The sequence below is a fragment of the Pedobacter sp. genome, assembly GCF_037719805.1.
Lineage (GTDB): Bacteria > Bacteroidota > Bacteroidia > Sphingobacteriales > Sphingobacteriaceae > Pedobacter.
Map to the genome: position 1 here is coordinate 764,707 of NZ_JBBJLZ010000002.1, position 18,339 is coordinate 783,045.

Genomic DNA, 18,339 nt, shown 5'->3' on the forward strand with positions numbered 1-18,339 from the left:
ATTTATATTCTCGGCAATAAGCGATTAAGACAACATTTGAATTGTAAAACAACAATCAAATGAAAATGTATACTACGTTCCTCTTCGCATTGCTTACCACAACTATTGCTTTTGCGCAAAAGCCCCCAACGAAAACCTCCGCTCTTAAAGACTCCCTTCAAAAGGAAACGAAAGACATCAAACTGAATGAAGTAACTATCAAAGGGAAGAAACCTTTGATACAAATGGAGATTGATAAAACGATTGTAAATGTAGGGTCTATGATCAGTAGTTCGAGTAGCAACACGATGGAGGTCCTGGAAAAAACGCCTGGCGTAATTATAGATGCGAACGGTGTGATTAGTTTAAATGGAAGAGCTGGGGTCATGGTGCTTATTGACGGCAGGCAAACGTATATGTCGGCCTCTGATCTCACTAATTACTTGAAATCCTTGCCGGGGAGCAGCCTCGATAAAATAGAGCTGATAGATAATCCTTCTTCAAAATATGATGCTGCAGGCAATGGGATCATAAATATTAAGCTGAAAAAAGACAGGACAGCTGGTGTCATCGGAAACTTGGCTACAGCCTACAGTCAGGGACAGTTGGGTAGAAGCAACCACTCATTGAATTTAAATTACAACCGCAAAAAACTGAACGTTTTCAGCAATCTCGGTTACAGCAGAGATAAGGGTTTCTCTTTGGATACTACAACCGTAACTTTTACAGCGAAAAGGAACAATTGACCAGCAGGATTATCTTGCTGAATGATCAACAGTCCGCAGCTGAAGGGTTAAATGGAAGCTTGGGAGTTGATTACGCTCTAACCACTTTTACGACGGTCGGCATGCAAGTTAGTTTAAGTACCTATAAACGGAATGTTCTGCTGGATTATGACAGTAAGTCCTTCAATGCTGGCGATCAGCTTGACAGCTTAAGCGCTGGAAATACACGCTCTTTAGACGACAGAACAAACGTTGGGCTCAACCTTAATCTTGCTCATAATTTTGGAAAGAGCGGAAAAGAGTTGTCGTTCGATGCCAGCTACTTAAGGTACAATGGTGATGGCGATCAAAATACCAACGATCAATTTTTATACCTTTTACCTTCTGATAGTAGAATCTACACAGTAAAGGGAGATTATGTACATCCCCTAAAAAACAAAGCGAAGTTGGAGGCAGGATTTAAAAGTAGCTTAGTCAACAACAACAATATAGCGAACTATTACCTATTGAACGGCTCCGCTCCTTTGTTGGATAATACAAGGTCAAACGATTTCAACTATACAGAAAACATTAATGCTGCTTATTTGAATGGTCAGAAGGCCTGGAAGGCATGGAGCGTTCAAGTGGGTTTGCGAGTGGAGAACACGAACGCGTCGGGCAAGCAATTTGGGAACGCAGACGTCGCCGAAAGCAACTTTAGCAGGAGTTACACGCAGTTTTTCCCTGGAGTTGCTTTTATGTATAAGCTTGACAGCACCAATACGAGGTCCCTTAGTCTTGTGCTAAGCAGGCGGATCAACAGGCCGAACTATCAAAATCTGAATCCCTTTGTGTTTTTCAGGGACAAATATTCTTATACAGTAGGCAATCCGATGCTTAGAGCGCAGGCACAATACCGCTATGAGCTTAAATACCAACATCAGCGCTGGTTGAGGTTTGGGGTGAGTTACAACCATTTTATTGATGTGATCCTACCAACAACCACTGTTATCGACGACATATTCTATACCAAGCAGGATAACATTGGACAGGGGTATATGATACTGTTTAATACAGGCTTGAATGTTCCTGTTACAGAATGGTGGACTGCAAACAGTGACATCCAGCTTTCTAACATAGGATTAAAAGGCAAAACCACGCAGTCGATCATTCATTTCAGCACCTACATAGCGAGGTTTAACTTAAATAACCAGTTTAATTTTAAGGGTGGTTGGGCTGCTGAAGCAGGTGGCTATTATGCCAGCAGGGACTATAACGGACAAACGTTTACTTCAGGTATGTACCGCGTGAATGCAGGGATCCAGAAGAAGATATGGAATGATAAGGCAAGCATCCGCCTCAATTTTGACGACATATTTAATTCATGGGTGTATAACAATGGTTCTGTTGGCCTGGGAAATGCGCAGTACTTCCAGACGACCCGAACGGATACACAGCGGGTTGGACTTGCTTTTACCTATCGGTTTGGCAGCGACAGCTTCGCTAGAAAGAGTAAACACCAGAACAATGCTTCCGAAGACGAGAGAGGCCGGATGCAGTAATAATTATATATTTGCTGAAAATCGATAACTATGTTAGCTCATCACGTTTTATTTTGGTTGAAAGCCGAAACTACAGAAGATCAAATCGCCGCTTTTAAAAAAGGCCTGGAATCACTTGAAAATATAGAAACCGTTAAAACGTTCCACATTGGAACTCCCGCAGCTATTGACCGTGCGGTGGTTGACGTTACCTATACATTTTCACTGATTATCTTTTTCGAAGGCATGGAAGGTCATGATGTATACCAGGTTCATGAGTTACACACGGCATTTTTAGACCAATTTCGCGAGCTGTTTGAAAAAGTTGTTATCTACGACGCACAATAGTTTGAAAGGCCGCATGGGTTAATTAGCTGTTTTACGGAGCAACTTCTACACTGATGCGGCTGCTGTTTCTACTGCCAATGAAAGGCTCTGTTCTTACTGAGAATTCGAGCTTGTACTTGCCAGCCTTTTCCGGCGAGATAATTGTTGCAGGAACGACAACAGATTGTCCTTGAGGGATTATAGTGCCTTCTAAATTCGCAGTCACAGCGATCATAGGGTGGATGAGTTTGTTGTTCACCTTATAACCATATTCAAGGAAACACTTCCATATCTGATTTTTGTTCCCAAGGGTGATGGTATCGGGATATGGGTTTGTGATCTTCAGTTTCAATTGGACAACAGTTCCGGGCTTGAGTATTCCTATAGCTGCTACTGATGCTATGTTTACACGCTGGTACATCCTGACGTGGTTGATCCCGGTACCAAACACAATTCCCTTGTTGGTAAACATGGTATCGAGTTTTTTAGTCGGATCTGGCTGAAGCATCAGATAGTAGGCCTGACGATTCCTGAATTGATCGTCAAGTGGCCAAATATCATATTGATTTTTCCTGTAATTTCTGGAGTTGTATGCGAACCCTTTGGTGCTGTTGGTATAATAATTATACTTGGAGGCGAGCTGAAAGGAGTCTTCGAATAATACAGGACTGTTACCTGAGAACTTTTGGATCTCCAATGCCCATTCCTTATTACCGAAATAACTCTTGACCAACTTATTCTTCATTAGGATTGGAATAGGTACGATCATGATGATTCTGATGATCAGGATGATGAATATGTTGAGAATGGCGACTTTTGTAAACCACCCTGGAACTCCTTTTTTTGCCAATTGCAGGTAAGCAAGTAGCATCAGGCAGATCATCCCTGGTAGCGTCCAGTGGGCTTCTACCCTTCCTTTGAATGTGCTTAAGAAAAAGAAGATAAAGATTCCGTAAAAATTAAAGAGCAGTGCTTTAGTAAAGTAATCCTCAGATTTGTACCTGGAAGCACTTTGGTATAAGAACCAGCCAACTAATGGTCCGGCCAGAGCCAGCTGTCCGAAAAGGTACTGGTAAGTGAACTCAAAACGATAGGCTTCTGCTGACCGATCTATGATATGATAATAGAAAGAAGGGTAATTATTCTGAAACTGCCACCAGAGGTGCGGCAGAAAGGCAGTGATCGCAAAGACGATGATCACCCAGAAAGAAGGCCTTTTGAATAACTTAAAGTTAGATAGGATAGTAAAGAATAGTATAAGAATGGCGTGATACTTACTGTAGAGCAGGCAGGCAACCACAAGGGCTAAAATAGAGGCCATTAGGTAGCTATCTTCTTTAAGGTATCGCTGATATACATAAAAGAACAGCGCGGTGAAGAAGAAGAGCGGAGCATCCGGAGTGGTTACAAATCCATAAACATGGAATAAAACAATAGAACCGGCGAGAAGAATATATAGTGTGATGTGCTGCGTATAGGCGCTAACTACCTTCCAAAGCAGGTAAAATGCGGTTGTGGTACTAATTATCGTAACCAGCCGGAGACCCAACGGTGTATGACTGAGGGTGTCGCCTATTTTTATAAATAAAGCCACCATTGGCGGATGGTCGAAATATCCCCAGGCTAGAAACTTCGAATACAGCCAGTAGTAAGCCTCATCGGGATGCAGATCCATAAAAAAGGCCTGTATCAGGTTCATGATGGCCCAGAGCGCAAGGAATATAGGAAGTAACTGCTTAGCGGTTTTGACTTTTTTCAACATCCTTTATCCTGTAAAGGTGTAGAGATAGTTTGCGAAAAAATTCCATAAAGAAACCAGGCCAATTGCGAAAGCTTTTGCAAAATAGAAGTTCCACTTCAGCTTTTCATGGAATAGATAAATGATGCCATTACTCATTGCAAGTCCTATCAAAGAGATCACAAAAAATTTCCCGAACTGCATTGCCGTATTGGGATCATGATTGTTAAAGGTCCAGAGCCTATTTAAGCTATAATTTGTACCTGTTGCGACAATAAAACCCAGAGAGTTAGCAACATACTTATGAATCTTTAGCTTTTCTTTAAAAAGGAAGGTGATTCCAAAATCAACAATCATCCCCGAAAAACCGACTACACCAAACTTTATAAACTTTAGAATAAAGGCTTTATTGAATTCGATTGCGGCGATATGGGTCATAGAAAATCTTTTGCCAAAAATAAGATAATAAAAGATTCCTTTTGTGTAATATTGTGTTTAAAATCCCTGGATTGCTTAACCTTCTCAATTATAAAACGCCAGTTAACTACTCCTTAGATTTTAAGGATGCATACAGCTATATAAACGTTAGGCAAGTCCGACTGTTGAGTACCGCGCTGTTTATTCTCGCTTCTTTCATCAGGTTCCTTGCCCATCTGCAGTATGCTAATATTATCACCGTTCCAAACATCATGGAATACAATCTGAGCAACTTAATACAGCTGATCGGATCTTCCAGCTTTATTATATTGAGTTCAATAGCCCTAAAATATAAGAACTGGAACGCACAACAAAGAAACCTGCTGACCTTCGCTTTTACGTTATTCTTACTTTCGGTGACCTTCTTTTTAAGTTATGTTTATTCGATGCACAATGCGAAAAACACGCTTACCTTGTTTCTCACCGGTATAGTTGTGGTCAGTCTTTTTTTCGCCCTTGAGTTTAAGTACATTATTTCGCTATCGCTGTTTGTCATCTTTCTATTTGCCGTTGGGATGATCGTTCCAAGCCTAACGCCCGCACAGCAGTTTTTAAATCTGGTAGCCTCTATCCTAATGGCATTTGTGCTTTACATCTGCTCCCGGTATAGTTATTTTTATAAGTCGCAACATTTTGTACAGCTGAGGCAGCTGGAAGAAAAGAATATAGAAGTTCAGGAACTTAACAGGCAAAAAGGAGAGATACTGGGCTTTGTTGCACATGATCTTAGAAATCCGCTTAATAATATTGAAGCTTTGAGCCGCATACTCATTGAGGAGAACCAACAAAATGAGCACACAGAACTTGATTTGATTTTAGGTTCTGCAAGGCAGGCGAAAGACATCATTAACGACCTTGTAGAGGTAATTCAAGTGGAAAAGGCACCTTATCAGCTTCAGACCGTTGACTTGGTTGATTACATCAACAGCATCTGCGCCAGTTGGCAAATGAACGCTCAAGAGAACAGAAAGATTAAATTTAACTGTGCAGAAGCAGTTTTATTCACCCCTTTAAACCCGGCGAAGTTTAATCGGGTTATCGATAACCTGATAGGTAATGGTATCAAGTTCTCGGATAATGACACTCCAATAGAAATAGAGGTGTCAAGATTTGAGCAACACTGCCTGATCAGCGTTAAGGACTATGGCATAGGCATCCCTGAGAATTTAAGAAATCTGCTGTTTGATCAGTTCTCTAAAGCAGGGAGGGCCGGGTTAAATGGAGAGAAATCGTTAGGTTTAGGTTTACACATCTCTAAAGACATCGTGGAACAGCATGGTGGTACTTTAACTCTCGAAACAGAAGAGAATAAAGGGTCTACATTTATCATATCAATGCCACGTGCAAGTTAGTTCAAATGAAAATTATCAGTAGGCCTTATGGTCACTTTCGACACGAACACCAGATTCACAATCAAAACACCAATAATTACGGCCAGTGCCGATTGTAAAGCAGAATATAACTTGCTATCGGAAATAATGAAGGTTGAATCTTTTATCAACTCCTCGCCTACTTGGTTCTGTATATTCATTAACGCTTTAAGGCTTTTAAAGGCAGCATCAAATGTTGTATTTCTCTTGAGATCCAGGATCCGCCTGGCAGATAACGTATCCTTAAGATGAGTGTATAGTGCGATCTGATGCTCTACCAACTTGTATTCGGTCAGTAAGCTTTTCAACTTTCTCAATTGCTGTTTTTCAGATTCTACCAAATAAGTTTTTTCATACTTCGTCAATAGCTCGCGGATGGCGGCATCATGTGCAGCTATATTTACATTGAAATCAGCCGGCAGCCGTACATCACTTTCGTCATAGCTTACTATATTAAATAAAGCGCTTCTTGCGTGAAGGTGTTCTGCGATATCAAAAAGGAGTATCGTAGGAACCAGTCTATCCGAATAAACCGAGGAAAACGAGCTGTTCAAGCTTTTTATATTTCTTTCTTCGAGCGCTCTGATCGACATCGTACAAGCCAAGATGCACAATAAGATTGCTGCTATCTTTGTTTTCTGCTTCACTCCATATGCAAGCTTCATAAGTCTTCTGTTAATACTCGTCTTCCATTACACTGGTGAATAAGTTACTGGAAAAATTGACGAGAAACAACTCTTTCTTTGCACGGGTAACCCCTGTGTATAGCCAACGCATAAAATCCATATCTACCATTTCATCTGTAAGGTACCCCTGATCTACAAATACAGCGTCCCATTGCCCGCCTTGAGCCTTATGGCAGGTTACCGCATAAGCAAATTTTATTTGTAAGGCATTATAATATGGATCCTCTTTAATGGCGGCAAATCGTTCTCTCTTATTGCTTAAATGGTCGTAATCCAGATTGAGGTCTTCGAACAACTTATTGTTTTGTTCATAATTGAGGCTTGGGGACTCCGACGTGAGCGTGTCGAGCATTACCTTACAAGTGATATTTCCTGCTTCCGGAAAATCTATCAGTTCCAGATTCACCTCACAAAACCGAAGACCATAACGTTCTTCAATACCCCTTACTCTTGTGATTCGAGCCATATCGCCATTGGCTATAAAGGCCGCCGATTCATTTTCCGGGAGCCAGAAGTAGTTATTTTTTACCACCATGATCTGATCCCCGCCAGTCAGCTCTTCATCGCGATATAGTAAACGGGAACGGATCTGCTGGTTGTAGATGTTGGCAGACTTGTTGGAGCGACAAACAACCAGTGCATTCTCTATACCAAACTTACTGTACGCATATTCTAGTCCTTCCACGAACTTCAAACCGGTCATTCTGAAGATATCCTTGTAAGTTTTCGTGAGGAACTTGGGAAGCTCAATCTTCTCATCCTCCTCTAGTTCCTTGTTAATAATCTTCCGAAGCATGGTCGCATTTGCTAAAATGCCTGATTTTTTCTCTTGTCGGACTACCTCTTTTAATTCGACGGCTTTGACGGCCAGGCCAAACTGCTGCGCAATGTAACTTGCGTTTAATGCCGGACTGTCTAAACTTCCTACGGGGGGCAGCTGAGCAGTATCACCGACAAAAGCGACTGCACAATTTTTTCCGTTATAAACATATTGCATGAGGTCTTTCAAAAAAGAGGATCCCGTTTTAAGGTTCCATTCATCGGCGATCATGGAGGCTTCATCCACAATAAACAGGGTGTATTCTGCAAGATTCGGTGCAAGCTGGAAGGACATTTCAGTGGCGACCGAGGATTTTTTACGATAGATTCTTTTGTGCACTGTTAGCGCCATCCGACCGGTATAATTACTCATCACTTTTGCCGCACGACCGGTTGGAGCCATTAACACACTCCGGTATCCAAATCTGGGAAGCGCTTTAACTAAAGCGCCAACAGAGGTGGTTTTACCGGTTCCGGCATAACCACGCAAGATGAAACATTGCTTATCCAGTGGTTGCGATAGGAAAGTAGCCATTTCCTGGCAGAAAACAAGTTGCTCTTCGGTAGGACTAAATTGATATGATTGCGCGATTAAGCTGGCTTTATCCATTTATCAAATGTGCGGTGGTGATGATTTTAAAAAAAAAGAATATGTTTGTGAATATGAACAGCAAAAATAGCATAATATTAGTTGATCCGGAATTTGACTTGAACTCGGCTCACAATTGTGACTTGCTGATTAAAGTTACTACAGACAACTTTTCTTATGCGATTATTGATACAACAGCAAACCGCCTGGTTGTTCTTTACGACCAGCAGGAAAGTAAAAATGTGGTCGCTGAGCTTTCTGATGTTCTAAGTAATGATCCTTACCTGTCCATCTCTTTCCAGACTATAAAAGCTTCGGTTTATACCCGGAATACGATTGCCATCCCTAATGAATTGCTAGACGCCAGGAATCTAAATGTTTATGCTAAATTTTTTATTCCCGGGCAGTCCGAGCAATTGCATTTACAAGGCGGAGAAAAGTTCACATCTATTTTTAACCTCGATCACGATATGGAAGAACTGCTGATTACCAGGTTTGGAATTAGCAAGATCTATGACCATACGGCGCCTCTTTTTGCTTTATCCGGTATGCAGTCTAACAAGCATCTTATATTAGATTTTACTGTTGGTTCGTTTAATGGACTGCTTATGGATAATGGGAAGTTGATTTTTGAGAACTACTATGAAACAGCCGACGCTGAAGAATTTAATTATTATTTATTACTGATGATCAAACAGTTGACCATTGATACACAGACAACTAAAGTATATATAAGTGGCATCATTCACGAGGAGGATAAGAAGTTCGAAGTTATAGGGCGATACTTTTCTGCAATAGAATTTTTAGAGCCTGACGCAGAGAAGCTGAATGGCACAATTCTTTATGACATGCCTAATCAATATTATAGTGGCTTATTAGCTTTGCAATTATGCGAATAATCGGAGGTCGCTTAAAAGGCGTAAGATTTAATGCTCCTGAAAGTCTGCCGGTGCGTCCTACTACTGACATGGCTAAAGAGGCATTGTTCAATATCTTGTACAATACGTACGATTTTGACAGTTGTGATGTACTCGATCTATTCTGCGGGACGGGAAACATTAGTTTCGAGTTTGCTTCAAGGGGAATCAGAAGCGTAACTGCTGTAGACAAGCATTCTGGCTGCATTTATTGGGTAAAATCCGTGATTGACACACATCAGTTGAAGGAGATCACTGTGGAGAAAGCTGACGTTTTCAAATACCTGGCTTTACCTAAGAGAAGTTATCAAATCATATTTGCTGATCCACCTTATGATCTACCAACTATTCCTAAGATTCCGGAATTGGTTATGAATAACGGTTTTCTGGCCGATAACGGCTTACTGATTGTAGAACATCCATCGCTATTGAAATTGAATGCACAACCCGGTTTTAAAGAGACACGGCGATACGGAAATTCTTCTTTTAGCTTCTTTGAAAAAATTATTTAGCATATCCGTACTTATGAAGATCGCAGTTTTTCCAGGTTCCTTTGACCCTATAACCATAGCTCATGCAGACATTCTGAAACGAGCGTTACCATTGTTTGATAAGGTTATAGTTGGAATTGGTATTAATAGCGCTAAGCAAGGGTGTTTTAGTCCTGAAGAAAGAAAAGGCGTTGTTAAGGCGGTTTTCGCTGGAATTGATAAGGTGGAAGTTCAACTTTACGAAGGACTGACGGTTACATTTTGCAAACAAAACGGTGCGACCTTTATCATCAGGGGCGTAAGATCCGTTGGTGATTTTGAGTATGAAAAACCAATTGCCCAGATCAACCAAACCATGATGCCTGACATTGAGACCATTCTATTATTTAGCAGACCTGAATACGGTGCGATCAGCTCGACGATAGTACGCGAAATTTTAAAGCATGGCGGTGACGTCAGTAAGTTTATTCCTGTCGAAGCTGTGCCCTTTATAAAATAAATTTCTCTTTTTTAAAGCAACTTACCCTCTTCAAGTACCTGTACGATGGAAGGAAATGTGTTTTTTAAAACTGGCTTCAGTTCGTCTGCTCTGAGCCATACTGCTTTGGTGATACCCTCCTCTTTTTGAGGGATCAGTTTAGGTTCCCCTTTCACTGTCATGCTGTACCAGTTTGTTTTCTTTAGAACAGGCTTGTTGCCAAGTGTATAGACGTGGTAAGTTTTACAAAGCTTTTTATCGTTGGTATGAATTTTTACTCCGCATTCCTCTTCTACTTCTCTCAATCCAGCTTCCTTCATTTTCTCCCCTTTTTCTACCTTTCCTTTTGGAAGATCCCACTTTTTATTGCGAAAAATAAAAAGGTAACTACCTTTCGCGTTCTTTACCAGACCGCCTGCTGCTTTGATTAATTCACAACTTTTTTTGATCTTATTGAACAACTTCTTAGGGTCTGAAGCAATTAGGAGGTAGTCTTGAAGAGCGGCCTTGTCTATGTTTTTGTAAAATGTTGGAAAATCAAAATCCTCTGCTTCAAGTTGTTGGATTTTCTTCAGTTGCTTCGGCGCAGAATCTGCGATAAACAAGGTATTGTCATTAATATAAATTCTGTATTTTTGAGCCATGTATAATAAAAGTGATATTGAACTAAAGGTAGCGGAATTTTTATTACAAATTAAAGCAATAAAGTTACAACCTAATAATCCATTTACTTGGGCTTCGGGTTGGAAATCGCCAATTTATTGTGACAATAGAGTCACGCTATCTCATCCTTCAGTGAGAACATACATCAGACAAAAACTTACACAATTAATTCAAGAGGAATTTGGTTCTGTAGACTTAATTGCGGGTGTTGCTACAGCAGGAATTCCACAAGGCGCCTTAGTCGCTCAGGAGCTTGGTTTGCCATTTGCATATGTACGAGCTAAGGCAAAAGAGCATGGAACAGGTAATTTAATTGAGGGTGAAATTGTAGAAGGTCAACGGGTAGTTGTTATCGAAGACTTGATCTCTACAGGGAAGAGCAGTCTACAAGCGGTTGATGCTTTAAGAAATGCTGGCCTTTCAGTAGCGGGTTTAGTGGCTATTTTTACTTACGGCTTTGATCAGGCAGATGAGAATTTCAAGGCTGCAAAGTGCAGATACGCCACATTATCAGATTACAACACGCTGATCTCCTATGCTGCCGAGCATAGTATTATTGCGCAGAATGACGTTGACATGCTTACGAAATGGCGCAGCAACCCATCAGAATGGGGTAAAGAATTAGAAAAATTATCATAATCATAGAATGACAGTTATAGAAAGTACTACTGAGATTAATCTTCCGGTTCCACAGGTATATGAGTTTTTGGCGGATCTAAACAACCATCAACAGTTGATGCCTGAAAACATTTATAACTGGTCATCGACAAAAGACGAAGCAAGTTTCACCATCCAGAACATGGCTAAACTTGCGATCAAAATCTCTGAACGCATTGAGAATAAAGAATTGACCGCCATACCTACCGAGAAACCACCTTTTGATGTGGAATTAAAATGGACTGTTGAGGACAATGGTCACGGGGGCACTACTGCGAAACATATTTTATCTGCTGATTTGAATATGATGATGAAGATGCTTGCTGCAGGTCCCTTGCAGAAACTTGCTGATCATCAAACTGAGCGTTTGAAAGAGATTCTTAAATAATCTTCTCAGGGCCATCCCATGTTATAACTGAAAAGTAAGAGGTTCCAAGGAAAGAACGTCAGTTCTTTTTCTTCAGACAAGACAATTTTTCCGGTTAAATCATTATTTATCAGACAATTAGTTATTTTGATATGCGGAGAGCGGACATAATTTCCGATATCTAAAGACTAAAGCCTGCTGGCATCTCCTTTGTTGAACTGGAGATATGAACTTCAACAACTTCACAATCAAAGCTCAGGAAGCAATTCAACAGGCTTCCGCAATAGCAGAAGGCAATCAGCAGCAAGCTATTGAGACAGCACACCTCCTTAAAGGCTTGCTTACTGTTGATGAAAATGTGGTTTCGTATGTTTTGAAGAAGTTGAACCTCAACTTAAATATACTTAACCAGAATCTTGATTCCCAGATCTCAAAGTTTCCAAAAGTTAGCGGAAGCAGTCCATATTTAACTTCCGGAAGCAATTCAACTTTACAAAAAGCACAGTCTTATCTGAAAGAATTCAAGGACGAGTTTGTTTCCGTAGAACATGTACTGTTGGGTATTTTATCGGTTAACGATGCAACTTCTAATTTGCTGAAAGACCAGGGAGTGAATGAAAAGGACCTTAAAAAGGCGATCATAAGTCTTCGGGGCGATAACAGGGTTACGGATCAAAACGCAGAGGCTACGTATCAGGCACTCGGTAAGTACGCCAGGAACTTAAATGAATATGCAGAATCTGGTAAGTTAGATCCGGTAATCGGCCGTGATGACGAGATCAGAAGGGTTATTCAAATTCTATCAAGAAGAACTAAGAACAATCCTATATTAATCGGTGAGCCGGGTGTAGGTAAAACTGCCATCGCTGAAGGTATCGCTTTCAGAATTATTAAAGGTGATGTACCAACTAACTTAAAAAGCAAAACCGTTTACTCATTGGATATGGGCGCTTTAATCGCGGGAGCTAAGTACAAGGGAGAATTTGAGGAGCGGCTTAAGGCTGTAGTCAAGGAGGTTTCTCAAAGTGATGGAGATATCATCCTGTTTATTGATGAGATTCATACCTTAGTTGGCGCTGGTGGTGGTGAAGGTGCAATGGATGCCGCAAACATTTTAAAACCTGCGCTTGCAAGAGGAGAACTGCGTGCTATTGGCGCGACGACTCTTGACGAATATCAAAAGTATCTGGAAAAAGATAAAGCATTAGAAAGGCGTTTCCAAAAGGTAATGGTGAATGAGCCGGATACTCAAGATGCAATTTCGATTTTGCGCGGACTTAAAGAAAGATATGAGACCCACCATAAGGTTAGAATTAAAGATGAAGCGATTATTGCTGCCGTTGAATTGTCACAACGCTATATAGCAGACCGTTTTCTACCAGATAAAGCGATAGATTTAATGGACGAAGCGGCTTCAAAGCTGAGGCTGGAAATGGATTCCGTTCCGGAGGAAGTGGATGAGTTGAATCGCAAGATCATGCAGCTTGAAATCGAAAGGGAAGCGATTAGACGGGAGAACGATATAAAGAAAGTTGCAAGTCTTGGAGAAGAGATCGCTAATATCTCGGCAGAAAGAGATGAGATCAAAGCAAAATGGCAAGGTGAGAAAGACCTTGTAGACAATATTAATAACGAGTTAGAGCTAATAGAGAACTATAAGCTCGAGGCAGAACAGGCGGAACGTGCCGGTGATTACGGTAAAGTTGCTGAAATCCGCTACGGAAAAATTAAGGAAGCTCAGGACAGGACGGAAAAATTTAAAGAAACTTTGGCCAGTCAGCAAAGCGAAAGCAGAATGCTGAAAGAAGAAGTGACTGCTGATGACATCGCCGGCGTTGTTGGACGATGGACGGGCATTCCTATCACTAAGCTGATCTCAAGTGAACGGGAGAAGTTACTAAACTTAGAGGCGGAACTTCACAAACGTGTTGCAGGACAAGATGAAGCTATTGAAGCTATATCTGATGCGATCCGGAGGTCCAGAGCTGGCTTACAGGATAAACGTAAACCAATCGGTTCCTTTATATTTTTAGGCACCACGGGAGTTGGTAAGACAGAATTGGCGAAAGCATTGGCGGAGTTCCTTTTCAATGACGAGAATGCGATGACGAGGATAGATATGAGTGAATATCAGGAACGTCATGCGGTTTCTCGTTTGATTGGAGCGCCTCCGGGATATGTAGGATATGATGAAGGTGGTCAGCTAACGGAGGCGGTAAGAAGGAAACCTTATTCAGTAATCCTTCTGGATGAGATCGAGAAAGCACACCCCGACGTATTCAATATTCTTCTACAGGTGTTGGATGATGGAAGATTGACTGACAATAAGGGTAGGGTGGTAAATTTCAAGAATTCGATCATTATCATGACTTCAAACATCGGATCTCATTTGATACAGGATAACTTCAAGTCACTAAGCGATGAGAACAGAGACGAGGTTATAGCAAAGACTAAGAACGAACTATTCGAATTGTTAAAGCAGACCATTAGACCAGAGTTTCTGAACAGGATAGACGAATTAATCATGTTCACTCCGTTAAATAGAGGAGAGATCAGAAACATTGTAGATCTACAGTTCAGGCATGTACAGGAAACGCTTGCCGAAATGGGCGTAACCATCGAGGCTTCGCCGGAGGCATTGGACTGGCTTGCGGAGTTAGGCTATGACCCACAGTTTGGAGCAAGACCACTGAAACGTGTCATTCAGAAACGCATACTAAATGAATTGTCTAAAGAGATTCTGGCAGGAAAGATCGACAAGGATAGTCATATTAAGCTTGACATGTTCGAACATCAGTTTGTTTTCGTTAACAACAAGTAACTAGCTACGGCTCGTGTTGAAATCCGACACAAGCCGTTTTTCTTTATTTCTTCTTGGTTTCAATATTTGGAAGAAACCCGGTTAAAAGACCGATCAGTGGGAGAAATGAACAGACCTGAAATACATAATTGATGCTGGTTATGTCGGCCAGTTTACCTAGTAAGGCCGATCCGATTCCGCCCATTCCGAAAGCAAAACCAAAGAACAGACCTGACACCAAACCTACTTTACCTGGAATGAGCTCCTGAGCATAAACGAGTATTGCGGAGAAGGCAGATGCCAGAATCATGCCTATTGGAACGATTAAAACACCTGTCCAGAATAAGTTTGCATATGGCAGCATTAACGCGAATGGAGCTGTTCCAAGAATGGAGAACCAGATCACGTACTTTCTTCCGAATCGATCTCCTATTGGACCGCCAGCTAAAGTTCCGGCTGCAACTGAAAATAGAAAAACGAAAAGGTAAATTTGGGAGCTTTGGACAGAAAGATGGAACTTATCAATCACATAGAATGTGAAATAACTGGTTAAACTGGCCATATAAAAATACTTAGAAAATATAAGTATCAACAAAATGATTACTGCAAAAATCACTTTTCTACGGGAAAAATGGTTTGTGATCAGTTGTTGGCGAGAACCCTGTTTTGCCTTTAACACAATATGTTGTTTGTACCAACCCCCTACTCTGCTTAAGATAAAAATCGCGAGCAATGCAATAACAGAAAACCATACAATACTAAACTGTCCATTCGGGACAATAATCCAAGCGGCTAATAGCGGTCCGATGGAACTGCCGGCATTACCACCAAGTTGAAAGATAGATTGGGCCAAACCGCGTTTGCCGCCTGATGCTGCACTTGCCATTCTGGAGGCTTCAGGATGAAATACTGAAGAGCCCGTTCCTACTAATGCGACAGAAAACAGCATCATGTAGAAGCCGGTTGAAAATGCTAGCATAACCAGACCGCAAAGGGTGAAACTCATACCCAAGGCTAAAGAGTACGGCTGTGGGTTTTTATCGGTGTACATGCCAACAAACGGTTGGAAAAGAGAGGCTGCCATTTGGAACGTCAGGGTGATTAAACCTATCTGCGAAAAAGTTAAATGGTAAGTATTCTTTACGATTGGGTATATTGCAGGAATTAGGGATTGTATGGTGTCATTGAGCAGATGGGAGAAGCTTATTGCAAAAAGGATTGGGAATACAGTCTTTTCAACAATATCTGAAGTTGGAGCCGTGTTATTCATAGGTTTTGTATAAAAAGCCCAAAGTTAATAATTCCCGTTTCTATTTTGCCACATTACAAACAGCTATGATTCTAAATGGTTAATAAAAATTAACTTAATGGTAAATTCTGTTTCCCATATACTCCAATAGAGAACATTTCTCTGTTTTTTTTGTTATATATATAAGACAATATTAATTATGAAAATCGCTTACATATCTTCTTATCCCCCTCGGGAATGCGGCATCGCAACTTTCAATCATAATCTGCTTAGAGCAATCGGCTCTAATAAAAACGCGGTTTCTGAGGAGAGTTTTGTTGTTGCCATGAATGACGCGGACTCGTTAGATGAATACGAGTATCCTAAAGAAGTAAAATGTGTTATCAGACAAGAGAATCAAAAAGACTATATCCGTGCAGCAGACTATATAAACACAAGTTTGGCAAATGCCTGTATTTTAGAACATGAATATGGAATTTACGGCGGAGAATGTGGAGTCTACATCCTTCCGCTTATTGCCCGTCTACAAAAGCCGTTAATCACTATTTTCCACACGATTCTTAAAGACCCGAATTACATGCAACTTACGGTGTTGCGTGAAATAGCTAAATATTCTTCGAGGATTGTAGTTATGAGTCACCGCGCCGTGCGCTTTCTAACTACCATTTATGGCATACCCTATCATAAAATTCAACTTATAGAGCACGGTGTTCCGGATCTTGAGCCAAAAGAAGAAAATCCGGTGAAGAATTCCATTGCTTTTAAAGGCAAAAAGGTGTTGTTTACTTTCGGTTTGATCAGTAGGAATAAGGGTCTGGAAACGGTTATTGAAGCCTTGCCTGCTATTGTTGCCCAGAACCCTAATGTGATGTACGTTATATTAGGAACTACTCACCCTGGTGTAATAAAGAATTCTGGCGAAGAGTATAGAGATAGTTTGAAGCGACTGGCTAAGAGTCTGAACGTTGAGGATAACCTCACATTTATAAATAAATTTGTGTCTGAGGAAGAGTTGCACGATTACTTAACCGCTTGTGACATGTATATCACGCCTTATCTTAATGAGGCCCAGATTACCAGTGGTACGCTTTCATACGCAGTAGGTGCGGGTGCCGCAGTAGTTTCGACGCCCTACTGGCATGCACAGGAGTTGCTTTCCGAACAACGGGGCAGACTTTTTGATTTTAAAAATTCTACTTTATTAGCAGAAATTGTCAATGAGCTTTTCGCCGACGAAGTAAAACTTAAAGAGTTAAAAGCAAATGCCTATGAGTATGGGTTGCACCTGCGTTGGCCAAGCACCGGCGACGTTTTTGTTGATGTTCTAAACGAAGCGATAGACAAATATCTTTCTGAAAAAGCAACTGGTGGTAAACCTATAATAGATCCGGATATCATGCCTGCGTTTAATCTGGCACATATTAAACGTTTAACGGATGACACTGGTATTGTTCAGCATGCGAAATATGGCATTCCTAACTTGAAGGAAGGGTACTGTGTTGATGATAATGCCAGAGCTTTAATACTTACCATCCTTGCTTATCAACAGAATAAAAGTAAAGATGCTTTAGAGCTTCTGCCAATCTACTTGAGTTATATCCAATACATGCAATGTGATGATGGAAACTTTAGAAACTTCTTAAGCTTCAGAAGAGAGTACCTGGATGAAATAGGGACGGAAGATTCGTTCGGAAGAACCATCTGGTCGCTAGGTTATTTGATCAAGAATGCACCTAACAACTCCTATAGGGAATTTGCCAGAGAGTTGTTTTTAAGATCTGTTCCGCATTTCAAAGGCTTGAAGCATTTACGAGGTTTCGGAAATACCATTATTGGCCTGACCTATTTTCTAAAGGCACATCCTGGGGATGAGCATATCAAAGATCAATTGGATAAATTAGCGGAGCCGCTGAAAGCTGCTTACCGCAAGAATAAGAAGGGTCATTGGAACTGGTTTGAAGAAAAGATGACCTACGATAATGCTATTTTGCCATTAGCCCTTTTGAGCTATTATGAAATCAGCAAGGATCAGGAAGCATATGATATAGCTTTTGAAAGCATGGAGTACCTGACTCAAAAAACTCTGATCAATGGTTACCTGAATCCAGTTGGAAATGATGGATGGTTGTTTAGAGATGGCTCAGAAATGGCGGTCTATGATCAGCAGGCTATAGAAACTATGGCGATGGTGTTGATGTATTTCAAAGCCTACGAAATTACTCATGACAAGACCTATATTAAACAAATGTACCTTTCGTACCAATGGTTCCTGGGCGAAAACATCCTGCGAATTCCATTATTTGATCATGAGACCAAAGGGTGTGCTGATGGCTTACAGACGCACGGATTAAATAGAAATCAAGGTGCAGAGAGTACGCTGGCTTATTGGATATCCCATTTGGTTGTTTTGAAAGCGATGGAGTTTGAATACGAGTTTATGCAAAGCAATGACCTTGTTGCTGCACAACAACAGACATTTTAGTTAAG

Annotated in this window: 17 protein-coding genes; 11 read left to right on the forward strand and 6 right to left on the reverse strand. The window is 40.9% G+C overall.

The window, feature by feature from the left end:
* Positions 1-59 precede the first annotated feature (59 nt).
* Genes WKF66_RS08350 through WKF66_RS08360 form a run of 3 tightly spaced genes read left to right on the forward strand, consistent with a single transcriptional unit; the run spans position 60 to position 2,572 of the window.
* A complete protein-coding gene (locus WKF66_RS08350; RefSeq protein ID WP_489673970.1) occupies positions 60-725 on the forward strand; it encodes a hypothetical protein in 666 nt (221 codons plus the stop codon).
* The gene (locus WKF66_RS08355) at positions 722-2,245 is read left to right on the forward strand and encodes an outer membrane beta-barrel family protein (protein ID WP_489673971.1); all 1,524 of its coding nucleotides are present in this window, start codon (positions 722-724) and stop codon (positions 2,243-2,245) included. Before WKF66_RS08350 ends, WKF66_RS08355 begins: the two co-directional genes overlap by 4 nt.
* A gap of 30 nt (positions 2,246-2,275) precedes the next feature.
* Positions 2,276-2,572 carry a Dabb family protein gene (locus tag WKF66_RS08360; protein ID WP_489673972.1) on the forward strand — a complete coding sequence of 99 codons (297 nt, stop codon included), beginning with the start codon at positions 2,276-2,278 and terminating at the stop codon, positions 2,570-2,572.
* A gap of 31 nt (positions 2,573-2,603) precedes the next feature.
* On the opposite strand, the gene WKF66_RS08365 is transcribed toward WKF66_RS08360, so the two are convergent.
* Both WKF66_RS08365 and WKF66_RS08370 read right to left on the reverse strand, forming a co-directional pair.
* On the reverse strand, positions 2,604-4,313 hold the full coding sequence (locus WKF66_RS08365) for an ArnT family glycosyltransferase (protein ID WP_489673973.1): 1,710 nt from the start codon (positions 4,311-4,313) through the stop codon (positions 2,604-2,606).
* A 3-nt stretch (positions 4,314-4,316) separates the two neighbouring features.
* Positions 4,317-4,727, reverse strand: coding sequence for a GtrA family protein (locus tag WKF66_RS08370; RefSeq protein ID WP_489673974.1), 411 nt, complete (start codon positions 4,725-4,727; stop codon positions 4,317-4,319).
* Positions 4,728-4,798: 71 nt separating this feature from the next.
* On the opposite strand from WKF66_RS08370, the gene WKF66_RS08375 reads away from it, so the two are divergent.
* Complete coding sequence (locus WKF66_RS08375; protein WP_489673975.1) at positions 4,799-6,118, forward strand: sensor histidine kinase; 1,320 nt, start codon at positions 4,799-4,801, stop codon at positions 6,116-6,118.
* Here the strand turns inward: WKF66_RS08375 and WKF66_RS08380 are convergent.
* Both WKF66_RS08380 and WKF66_RS08385 read right to left on the reverse strand, forming a co-directional pair.
* Positions 6,115-6,801 (reverse strand): MCP four helix bundle domain-containing protein, encoded by a 687-nt coding sequence (locus WKF66_RS08380; RefSeq protein ID WP_489673976.1) that lies wholly within the window; start codon positions 6,799-6,801, stop codon positions 6,115-6,117. The two genes, WKF66_RS08375 and WKF66_RS08380, sit on opposite strands and share 4 nt — an antisense overlap.
* 10 nt (positions 6,802-6,811) lie before the next feature.
* The gene (locus WKF66_RS08385; RefSeq protein ID WP_489673977.1) at positions 6,812-8,251 is read right to left on the reverse strand and encodes an ATP-dependent DNA helicase; all 1,440 of its coding nucleotides are present in this window, start codon (positions 8,249-8,251) and stop codon (positions 6,812-6,814) included.
* A 53-nt stretch (positions 8,252-8,304) separates the two neighbouring features.
* On the opposite strand from WKF66_RS08385, the gene WKF66_RS08390 reads away from it, so the two are divergent.
* From WKF66_RS08390 to coaD, 3 genes are read left to right on the forward strand one after another with little or no spacing between them, the layout of a single operon-like run.
* On the forward strand, positions 8,305-9,129 hold the full coding sequence (locus tag WKF66_RS08390; RefSeq protein WP_489673978.1) for a DUF3822 family protein: 825 nt from the start codon (positions 8,305-8,307) through the stop codon (positions 9,127-9,129).
* Entirely contained in the window at positions 9,120-9,659 is a 540-nt protein-coding gene (locus WKF66_RS08395; RefSeq protein ID WP_489673979.1) for an RsmD family RNA methyltransferase, read from the forward strand. The genes WKF66_RS08390 and WKF66_RS08395 overlap by 10 nt, the downstream gene beginning before the upstream one ends.
* 13 nt (positions 9,660-9,672) lie before the next feature.
* Entirely contained in the window at positions 9,673-10,137 is a 465-nt protein-coding gene (gene coaD, locus WKF66_RS08400) for a pantetheine-phosphate adenylyltransferase (protein WP_489673980.1), read from the forward strand.
* An 11-nt stretch (positions 10,138-10,148) separates the two neighbouring features.
* Here the strand turns inward: coaD and WKF66_RS08405 are convergent, their stop codons facing one another.
* A complete protein-coding gene (locus tag WKF66_RS08405; RefSeq protein WP_489673981.1) occupies positions 10,149-10,760 on the reverse strand; it encodes an NUDIX hydrolase in 612 nt (203 codons plus the stop codon).
* Between WKF66_RS08405 and pyrE the strand changes: the two genes are divergently transcribed.
* The 3 genes from pyrE to clpB all read left to right on the forward strand — a co-directional run bounded on the left by pyrE (position 10,759) and on the right by clpB (position 14,624).
* Entirely contained in the window at positions 10,759-11,418 is a 660-nt protein-coding gene (gene pyrE / locus WKF66_RS08410) for an orotate phosphoribosyltransferase (RefSeq protein WP_489673982.1), read from the forward strand. The two genes, WKF66_RS08405 and pyrE, sit on opposite strands and share 2 nt — an antisense overlap.
* A 7-nt stretch (positions 11,419-11,425) precedes the next feature.
* On the forward strand, positions 11,426-11,824 hold the full coding sequence (locus WKF66_RS08415; RefSeq protein ID WP_489673983.1) for an SRPBCC family protein: 399 nt from the start codon (positions 11,426-11,428) through the stop codon (positions 11,822-11,824).
* Between the two features lie 205 nt (positions 11,825-12,029).
* Positions 12,030-14,624 (forward strand): ATP-dependent chaperone ClpB, encoded by a 2,595-nt coding sequence (gene clpB, locus WKF66_RS08420; protein ID WP_489673984.1) that lies wholly within the window; start codon positions 12,030-12,032, stop codon positions 14,622-14,624.
* A gap of 43 nt (positions 14,625-14,667) precedes the next feature.
* Here the strand turns inward: clpB and WKF66_RS08425 are convergent, their stop codons facing one another.
* A complete protein-coding gene (locus WKF66_RS08425) occupies positions 14,668-15,873 on the reverse strand; it encodes an MFS transporter (protein WP_489673985.1) in 1,206 nt (401 codons plus the stop codon).
* A 178-nt stretch (positions 15,874-16,051) separates the two neighbouring features.
* On the opposite strand from WKF66_RS08425, the gene WKF66_RS08430 reads away from it, so the two are divergent.
* Positions 16,052-18,334, forward strand: coding sequence for a glycosyltransferase (locus WKF66_RS08430; RefSeq protein WP_489673986.1), 2,283 nt, complete (start codon positions 16,052-16,054; stop codon positions 18,332-18,334).
* Positions 18,335-18,339: the final 5 nt, after the last annotated feature.